Source organism: Rahnella inusitata (assembly GCF_003263515.1).
GTDB classification, from domain to species: Bacteria; Pseudomonadota; Gammaproteobacteria; order Enterobacterales; family Enterobacteriaceae; genus Rahnella; species Rahnella inusitata.
In genome coordinates this window covers 56,276-64,940 of sequence record NZ_JYDE01000007.1, presented here as the reverse complement: position 1 = coordinate 64,940, position 8,665 = coordinate 56,276, and the positions used below count along the sequence as shown (strand labels likewise).

The window sequence follows — 8,665 nt, the reverse complement described above, 5'->3', positions numbered from 1 at the left end:
ACTCCCTGCTTCTCAACCAGGGTGAGCAACTGCTGGCCGTATGAAACTGGATCTCACGGCCAGCAACCGTTGGATAACGGGAAACGATGTCACGCTAAACGCTATACTCACCCCTGCCCCGAAATTAAAGAGGGTGAGGAGGCGACAGCGACGGCAGCTGGCGGGCCTGTGCAGCCTGCAATAAATCGCGCCACATCAGGGTATTTTCAGGGCATCATCTGCTTTCTACAAAACCAAAAACCTGTCTAAAAGGGCTTCATCATGGAAAAACTTCCGGCGGTCACTATTACTTATTGTTCCCAATGCAACTGGCTGCTGCGTGCGGCGTGGATAGCACAGGAGTTACTGAGCTCGTTCAGCACCGATCTGGCCTCAGTTACGCTGGTGCCAGGCACCGGGGGAATTTATGAAATCAAAGTCGATGATGAACTGATTTGGGAACGTAAGCGTGATGGCGGATTCCCTGAAGCGGCGGCGCTAAAACAGCGGGTGCGCGATATCTGTTTCCCGGAGCGGTCGCTCGGGCATATAGATAAGAAGAAAATTCCTGAGGCTGGACAGGCGGAGTGATTGAAAAGGCAGGAATGCCCTGCCTTCAGACTTCACGCGTTCATTAAATCTTACGTGATACGTGTTGCGCAGCAGCGCGGTTGGCTTTGCCGACGGCGTTGGTTGGCGTTGTCCAGCTGACCGACGAATTCGCTGAAGTTAAAGTGCCCGAAGATTTCGCGGGCATCGCGGGAGAAGCTCTGGACATAGTTCGCCAGATTATCTTTGATGTCTTTTTGCCCGAGGTTGCAGAGATTCATCGGCGACAGACCAGATAAAGGCCGCCATTTGGGAAAAGTCCGTTTTAGGCATGATGGGTTCCATGAAGTAAATAAAGACATACAAAAAAGGGTCTTTATTAAACGCCCAAAACACAGAGATAAAAATAAAATCATATAAATCAATAGCATATTGATGTCGTTAAGCGATTCTAATACCAACCCTCCCCTGTTTAAAAATTGTGATGTACTTCAAGTTTCCCCGGTTTATGTCGATACCTTGATCTTAAGATTCCTTTCAGGGAAATGCCCATGCTTAAGACCCTCCGTTCGCGCATCATCGTAGCCTGCATTTCAATTGTGATTTGCTCGCTGGTTATCAATACGTTCCTGAGTTACACCGTTGCCAATAAATACAATAATCAGGCGACCGACAGCACGCTGAATGCGCTAACTTCCAGCCATACGCAAGGGATCAGCGAATGGGTCAGTTCGAAAACCAGGATGATTTTGTCACTTCAACCGGTGGCGCTGACCGCGGATCCGATCCCGATCATGAAACAAATTGCGGCCGCGGGGGAGTTCGTCAACGTGTACGTCGGCTATGCCAATAAAACCGCGAAATTCTCGGATCCGACCGGCGTGCCTGCCGATTACGATCCGACAGGTCGCCCGTGGTACAAGCAGGCCGAAAGCGCCGGACGCCCGGTGGTGACGCCGCCGTATATCGATGCGGGCACCGGGAAACTGGTGGTGACGTTTGCTGTGCCGGTGATGGATAACGGCGAGCTGAAAGGGATTGTGGCCGGTGACGTGTCGATGGACAGCGTGGTCAATAACGTCAATACCATTCACCCGACGCCGGAAAGCTTCGGAATGCTGGTTGACCAGTCTGGTACGATCATCGCCCATCCAGACGCGAAACTGGCCCTCAAACCCTTCAGTTCGCTGGCGGAAGGTGTGGATCTGCCGCGTCTGTTTGCCGCCGGTGCGCCTTCAGATATCCTTCTGAACAATGCGGTGAAGCGCGTCCGCGCACTGCCGGTGGCGGGTACCGACTGGTTTACGCTGGTGATTGAAGATAAGAAACAATCGACGGCGGGCATGCGTTCCCTGCTGACGTCGTCGATGATGGCGCTGCTGGTCATTGTGCTGATTTCGGCGGCGGTCATCGGGCTTATCATTACCAAAGCGTTCCGACGCCTGTCGGTGGTACGCGATACGCTCAACGCCATCAGCTCCGGCGAAGATGACCTGACGCAGCGCTTACCGACCGACGGCCATGACGAAGTGACCCAAATCGCCCACGCCTTCAACACCTTCGTTGATAAGCTCAGCAAAGTGATGGGTGAAATCCGCACCACCAGTGAATCGGTGAAGGTCGCTGCCGATGAAATCGCGGCAGGCAATAACGATCTGTCGGGCCGTACGGAATCGGCAGCGGCCAGCCTGCAACAGACAGCGGCGTCGCTGGAGCAGATCACCGCCACGGTTTCGCAGTCCGCCAGTTCGGCCAGACAGGCCAGCGAGACAGCGAAATCCGCGTCTGAAGCCGCCTCCCGCGGTGACGTCGTGGTGAATAAAGTCATGACGACGATGGAAAGCATCGAAAGCGCGTCATCTAAAATCGGTGATATCACCGGGGTTATTGACGGCATCGCCTTCCAGACTAACATTCTGGCGCTCAACGCTGCGGTGGAAGCCGCTCGCGCCGGGGAACAGGGTCGCGGATTTGCCGTGGTCGCCAGCGAAGTCCGCAGCCTGGCACAGCGCAGCGCGCAGGCGGCGAAGGAGATCAAAGTACTGATCGAATCCACCGTCAGTAGCGTGGCGTCCGGTTCGGCGCAGGTGCGTCTGGCGAGCAGCAGCATGAGCGAAATTGTCAGCAACGTCTCCAACGTCAGCAGCGTGATGCTGGAAATTACTCATGCGTCCGAAGAACAGATGCAGAGCATCCACGAAATTAACCGCGCCATCACACAGCTCGACGGCATGGTTCAGCAGAACGCTGCGATGGTTCAGGAATCCACCAGCGCCGCCTCAGCCTTGCAGGAACAGGCCACCGGGCTGGCGGTGGCGGTCGGGCATTTCAGGGTCTGATCACACCGCGTTCCTAAAACGTTTATCACAGCCCCCGGACCTTATCCTCCGGGGGCTTTGGCTTTACTTCCTCACGCTCATCAGGTTATTCCCGCCGACCTCATACTATTGTTATGTCTGTTTTATGCTAGGATTACGACAAGAATATATAAACACAGCGTCTGGCTTTTGAGGAATAAGGAATGAAGTATCCCGTGCAGTTTCGATGGACTCAAAAACATGAGGATTATTGTTCACGACATAAGGTCCATCTTAAATTCCCGGAAATAGTGGAAGGGATATATAAAAAGAGAAATATATTCCTTTTTAAAAAAGGGGAGAAAATAAAATTCACTGCGGATGTTTGGGTCGAAGAATATGCCTCAATGCCGCGAAAAAGTTTCTGCTCGATGGGCGCGTATTCTTACGCGTGCAGTAAATTACCGAATAACCTTACAACCGGCCGCTTTTGCAGCCTGGCAGCAGGCGTGCGGGTGATGGGACCGCAACATCCCATACACCGGTTTACGACCAGTCCGCTGACGTATCATGATTTCTTCTCGAAAGTGGCGCAGGAGCAATTCGGGGACACGCTGAACATTGCGGGGTTCGACTATATGCCGCCGGCGACGATATTAGGTCATGATGTCTGGGTGGGGGAACACGCCGTATTAAAAGGTGGCATCACCATCGGTAATGGCGCAATCATTGCGGCCAATGCGGTGGTCACCAGTGATGTGCCACCTTACGCCATCGTCGGCGGTATTCCGGCTAAGATCATTAAATACCGCTTTACGCCAGAAATCATCGAGCGTCTTCAGGCGACTGAATGGTGGGATTATAGAATTACCGATCTGCCGGATGTCACCCAGTCGGATGATATCGTTTATTTCATCGAACAGATGGAAGAAAAAATAGCCCGTAACGAAATAAGTAAATATCAGTATAAAATGATGAATATCGCCCAAGAACTGGCGGGGTTATAAAAACAGCAATAATGTCATTACGCCGATTCAACTCAATTGCGCGTACGCTAAAGGCCCGGCCAAAAGTATTGTCGAAGTGGTTGCCAGTTATAATTAACCGGCAACCGGCTTACTGACGGTCAGGCTTTAAGCTCCCGCTCCACCAGGGTAGCCAGCACGCCGATGCCCAGCGGAATGATGTCATCGTTAAAATCGTAGCGCGGGCTGTGCAGTGAGGCGGAAGGCGTGGTGCCATCGGCGCCCAGCCAGAAGTAGGCGCCCGGACAGGCTTCGAGCAGATAGGCAAAATCTTCGGCGGCCATCGACGGCGCATTGTTGAAATGCACCTGCGTAATGCCCGGAGCGTTCTCTGCTGCATCACGCAAAATCACCGCCTGCGCAGGATGGTTTTGCGTCACCGGATATCCAAACTCCCAGCGCACCTCCCCTTTCACACCGTAGGGTTGCGGCACGGCCTGCACATATTCTTCAATCAGCCGCCAGCAGGTTTCCCGCGTCGTACGGCTCAGGCAGCGCAACGTGCCTGACATGTGCAGCGTTTCAGGGATAACGTTAATCGCTTCGCCCGCCTGTAACTGAGTGAGGCTGATAACCGTCTGTTCCAGCGGCGACAGGCGGCGGGAAATCAGGCTTTGCAGTGATAAAATCAGCTGTGCGCCCGCCACCACCGGATCCGCGCCCAGTTCAGGCATCGCCGCATGGCAGCCCTTTCCGGTCAGCGTGATGTAGAAATTATCCTGCGAAGCCATCATCGGCCCCTGACTGACCGCGACTTCGCCGACCGGCAGACCCGGCCAGTTGTGCAGCGCGTAAACCGCCTGCATCGGGAAGCGTTCAAACAGCCCTTCTTTGACCATCATCTCGCCGCCGCCGACGTTCTCTTCCGCAGGCTGGAAGATGAAATACACGGTGCCGCGAAAGTGACGGTTTTCACTCAGGTGACGCGCTGCGCCGAGCAGAATGGCGGTATGGCCATCATGCCCGCAGGCGTGCATCAGGCCGGGGTGTTGGGAGATGTGGTCGAACTCATTGAGTTCGTGGATCGGCAGCGCATCAATGTCTGCCCGCAGGCCAATCGACGGGCCTTCGCCGTTTCGGAGCGTTGCGACAATCCCGGTCTCAGCAATGCCGGTGTGGACGTCAAGGCCGAACGACGACAACAGTTCGCTGATGGTTCTGGCAGTGCCGTATTCTTTCAGTCCAAGTTCGGGGCGGGTGTGGAAATCCCTGCGCCAGAGTTTCGCCTGCTCAATAATCTCTCGGGAAATGACTGCCATAAACCCTCTGTGCTGATCTGAATTCCTGCCGGAGCGAGTCGCTCAACGGCAATATGCTGGTTCAAAGTATCACATTCGCGCGTGAACAGATAAACGTGAAAGCAATGGCGAAAAAGGATGTCAAAGCAGCGGGATAAATGCCGCATTGGGGTAGACGCCGGAGGCGCAAACAGAGACCATAAGCCATCAATTATGGTCAACGGGGCTTCAATGAGCGACTCGCCGCATCCCGTGCGTAAGCACCCCATGAAACTCAGCACATCTGTCAGCCTGATGATCAGCGCAGTGATCATTTCCGTCCTGCTGGTGGTGCATTTTCTGTATTTCGTTCAGGTCAGTGACACCACCCGCGACGGCGTGAAAGATAAGGCGCTGGCCGTGGCGCGCACGCTGGCGGATTTGCCTGAAATCAAACGCGCGCTCGCTCTGCCGCCCGACAGCGGCATTATTCAGCCTGTCGCCAGCGCGGTGCAAAAACGTAACGATCTACTGTTTGTGGTCGTGACCAATATGGACGGCATCCGTTATTCACATCCAAATGCGGACGTGATCAACCATCACTTTATCGGCAACGATATCAATCCGGCGTTGCTTGGCAAAGAGAACGTCTCGATCAATAAAGGCACGCTGGATAAAGCGCTGCGGGTGTTCACGCCCATCTATGATGATCATCATCACCAGATTGGCGTGGTGGCGATCGGCATCTCACTGGTGAAAGTGACGGAGCAGATCGACAAAAGCCGCTGGAGCATTTTGTGGACGGTATTGTTCGGCATGATGGTCGGTGGACTGGGCACCTGGATTTTAGTGAAAATGCTCAAACGCATTCTCTTCGGGCTGGAACCCTATGAAATTTCGACGCTGTTTGAACAGCGTCAGGCGATGTTGCAGTCGATTAAGGAAGGCGTGATCGCTATTGATGACGGCGCGCAGGTGACGCTCATCAATCAGGAAGCCCGGCAGATTTTTCTGGAAACCGGTACCCAGATAAGCACCCGCCCGGAGGACAACCGCGATTCTCAGCCGCTGCTCCTCGCATTGTGCGACGTCTTACGCACTGGCATTGCCCGGCGCGACGAAGAGATCAACTTTAAAGGCCGCTATCTGCTGAGTAACACCGTGCCAGTGCGCAGTAATGGCGTGATAATCGGGGCCATCTGTACCTTCAGGGATAAGACCGAAGTCAGCCAGTTGATGCAGCGTCTGAGCGGCATGGTAAACTACGCCGATTCGTTACGTGAGCGCTCACATGAATTCATGAATAAGCTGCATGTTATTCTTGGATTGCTGCACATGAAAAGCTATGCGCAGCTTGAAGATTACATTCTCAAAACGGCCAATAACTATCAGGCAGAAATTGGCTCCTTACTGTTAAAAATCAAATCACCGGTGATTGCAGGCTTTCTGTTGAGCAAGATTAACCGTGCGTCGGACACGCGCCATTTGCTGACGCTGAGCGATGACAGCCTGCTCCCCGACAACGCCAATGAAAATCAGGTGGCAGCGCTGATAACCGTGCTCGGTAATCTGATTGAGAATGCGCTGGATGCGCTGGCGGAACAGCCGGACGGTGAAGTGAGCGTGTTACTGCATTATCAGAATGGCTGGCTGGCCTGCGTGGTCAGCGACGATGGCCCCGGTATCCCGCCAGATGACCTTGAGGCTATTTTCGAAAAAGGTGTCTCGTCGAAAGGCGAAGAGCGCGGAGTCGGGTTATTCCTGGCAAAACAACAATTAGAAAACCTGGGCGGAACGATTGCCGTTGAGTCTGAACCTGACGTTTATACTCAATTTTTTGTTCAACTTCCGTGGGATGGTGAGAGGAAAACTGCATGATCAATGTGCTGGTAGTCGATGATGACGCCATGGTCGCAGAGCTCAACCGCTGCTACGTGGGCCAGATTGCCGGGTTTACGTGCTGCGGAACGGCTTCGACGTTACAGCAGGCGAAAGACATGGTGCTGAATAATCAGCTGCCGATCGACCTGATCCTGCTGGATGTCTATATGCAGCAGGACAACGGGCTGGATTTGCTGCCGGAGCTGCGAAACGCCAGACGTCCGGTAGATGTGATTGTGATTTCATCTGCGGCGGACGCGAAAACCATCAAAAAATCGCTCAATTACGGCGTGGTGGATTATCTGATCAAACCGTTCCAGTTCTCACGCTTTGAAGAAGCGCTGACCGGCTGGAAACAGAAGAAAGCGCTGATGGATAATCAGCAATATTACGAACAGTCTGACGTTGACCGGCTAATTCACGGTAACAATCAGGCGACAGCGGATACTAAAAAACTGCCGAAAGGCCTGACACCGCAGACGTTGCGCACACTGTGCCTGTGGATTGATGCCCATCCGGACACGGAATTCTCAACGGATGAGCTGGCGCACTCGGTGAATATCTCACGCGTGTCTTGCCGTAAATATCTGATCTGGCTGGCGGACAGCCATATTTTGTTCACCAGCATTCATTACGGCGTGACCGGACGACCGGTGTACCGCTACCGTTTGCAGGCGGAGCATTATTCGTTGCTGAAACAGTACTGTCAGTAAACAGGATGGAAAGTGTTATCCAGCAGCGTGAAGCTAAACTGACGCTGTGAGGAGAAAATCACCTGCTGATCTTTGGTGACGAAAATGGCCTCGATATCCGGGATATCCCGCAGATAACGCAGGCTTTTTTCGACGCCCATGCCGTACAGCAGCGTGGTGTAGATGTCGCCGTCGATGGAATCATCAGAAATAACGGTCACGCTGAACAGTTCGTTATCCAGCGGGTAACCGGTTTTGGGATCGAGAATGTGGTGGTAGCGGCGGCCATCGCATTCGAAATAACGTTCGTAAATGCCGGACGTCACCACCGATTTGCCGTTCACATTAATCACGCCGATCAGCGCATCCGGTGCTGAAAACGGCGTCTTCAGACCGATTGCCCACGCCCCTTCCCCGCCAGCGCCCAGCGTCTGCACATTCCCGCCTAAATTTATCAGCGCATTCTCCACCTTTTCCTGCTTCAGAAAATCCCGCACTACGTCGGCAATATAGCCCTTAGCGATCGCGCCCAGATCGATTTCCATTCCGGCTTTTTGCAGGAAGACCGAGCGCGTGGATTCGTCGAGAACGACGTCATGAGAATGTGTCAGCGGGAGAAGCGCCCGAAGATCATCGGCATCGGGCACGCTGTTACCGCTGAAGCCGATTTTCCAGCGTTTGACCAGCGGGCCGATGGTGAAGTTGAAACTGCTGTCCGGCGACTCGCTGACCGCTTTCGCGCAACGGATGAGATTAAACACCGGCTGACTGACCACCACCGCATGGCTGCCCGCCGCATGGTTGACGGCCATGACCTCGGAATCGTGCCGGTTGACCGTGAAGATATTTTCCTGCTGTTTGATGAGCCGGAAAACGCGAGACGCCAGACTCTCATTATGTTCAAACAGCTTGAGAAGAATGGGGGAACCCATCAAAACAGCGGAATAAGCATAAATCCGGGCGTCTGGCGTCATAGAAAATACCTGAACTGAAGAAGTGAAAACCTGCGCCACAGGGCGCGACGC

8 protein-coding genes are annotated in these 8,665 nt (G+C 53.7%); 5 read left to right on the top strand and 3 right to left on the bottom strand.

Features of this window, described 5'->3' with window-relative positions:
* Positions 1-261 precede the first annotated feature (261 nt).
* Positions 262-570, top strand: a complete 309-nt coding sequence (locus TU92_RS04595) for an Rdx family protein (protein WP_112164778.1) — start codon at positions 262-264, stop codon at positions 568-570.
* A gap of 50 nt (positions 571-620) precedes the next feature.
* Here TU92_RS04595 and TU92_RS04590 read toward each other — a convergent pair whose 3' ends face one another.
* The gene (locus TU92_RS04590; RefSeq protein WP_167457515.1) at positions 621-809 is read right to left on the bottom strand and encodes a hypothetical protein; all 189 of its coding nucleotides are present in this window, start codon (positions 807-809) and stop codon (positions 621-623) included.
* Between the two features lie 270 nt (positions 810-1,079).
* On the opposite strand from TU92_RS04590, the gene TU92_RS04585 reads away from it, so the two are divergent.
* Together TU92_RS04585 and TU92_RS04580 are read left to right on the top strand one after the other, a co-directional pair.
* Positions 1,080-2,867, top strand: a complete 1,788-nt coding sequence (locus TU92_RS04585) for a methyl-accepting chemotaxis protein (protein WP_112164776.1) — start codon at positions 1,080-1,082, stop codon at positions 2,865-2,867.
* A 182-nt stretch (positions 2,868-3,049) separates the two neighbouring features.
* Complete coding sequence (locus tag TU92_RS04580; protein ID WP_112164775.1) at positions 3,050-3,832, top strand: CatB-related O-acetyltransferase; 783 nt, start codon at positions 3,050-3,052, stop codon at positions 3,830-3,832.
* 119 nt (positions 3,833-3,951) lie between these two features.
* Here TU92_RS04580 and TU92_RS04575 read toward each other — a convergent pair whose 3' ends face one another.
* Entirely contained in the window at positions 3,952-5,109 is a 1,158-nt protein-coding gene (locus tag TU92_RS04575; RefSeq protein WP_112164774.1) for a M20 aminoacylase family protein, read from the bottom strand.
* Positions 5,110-5,319: 210 nt separating this feature from the next.
* On the opposite strand from TU92_RS04575, the gene TU92_RS04570 reads away from it, so the two are divergent.
* Positions 5,320-6,945, top strand: a complete 1,626-nt coding sequence (locus tag TU92_RS04570; RefSeq protein WP_112164773.1) for a sensor histidine kinase — start codon at positions 5,320-5,322, stop codon at positions 6,943-6,945.
* Positions 6,942-7,661, top strand: a complete 720-nt coding sequence (dcuR, locus tag TU92_RS04565) for a two-component system response regulator DcuR (protein ID WP_112164772.1) — start codon at positions 6,942-6,944, stop codon at positions 7,659-7,661. Before TU92_RS04570 ends, dcuR begins: the two co-directional genes overlap by 4 nt.
* Here the strand turns inward: dcuR and TU92_RS04560 are convergent.
* The gene (locus TU92_RS04560) at positions 7,655-8,614 is read right to left on the bottom strand and encodes an FAD:protein FMN transferase (RefSeq protein ID WP_112164771.1); all 960 of its coding nucleotides are present in this window, start codon (positions 8,612-8,614) and stop codon (positions 7,655-7,657) included. The genes dcuR and TU92_RS04560 overlap by 7 nt on opposite strands.
* Positions 8,615-8,665 lie beyond the last annotated feature (51 nt).

Excerpts from the sequence above, each read along its gene's own strand:
- TU92_RS04590 (WP_167457515.1), bottom strand. The coding sequence starts at position 809 with ATGAATCTCTGCAACCTCGGGCAAAAAGACATCAAAGATAATCTGGCG.
- TU92_RS04575 (WP_112164774.1), bottom strand. The coding sequence starts at position 5,109 with ATGGCAGTCATTTCCCGAGAGATTATTGAGCAGGCGAAACTCTGGCGC.
- TU92_RS04560 (WP_112164771.1), bottom strand. The coding sequence starts at position 8,614 with ATGACGCCAGACGCCCGGATTTATGCTTATTCCGCTGTTTTGATGGGT.
- TU92_RS04570 (WP_112164773.1), top strand. The coding sequence starts at position 5,320 with ATGAGCGACTCGCCGCATCCCGTGCGTAAGCACCCCATGAAACTCAGC.
- TU92_RS04595 (WP_112164778.1), top strand. The coding sequence starts at position 262 with ATGGAAAAACTTCCGGCGGTCACTATTACTTATTGTTCCCAATGCAAC.
- TU92_RS04585 (WP_112164776.1), top strand. The coding sequence starts at position 1,080 with ATGCTTAAGACCCTCCGTTCGCGCATCATCGTAGCCTGCATTTCAATT.
- TU92_RS04580 (WP_112164775.1), top strand. The coding sequence starts at position 3,050 with ATGAAGTATCCCGTGCAGTTTCGATGGACTCAAAAACATGAGGATTAT.
- dcuR (WP_112164772.1), top strand. The coding sequence starts at position 6,942 with ATGATCAATGTGCTGGTAGTCGATGATGACGCCATGGTCGCAGAGCTC.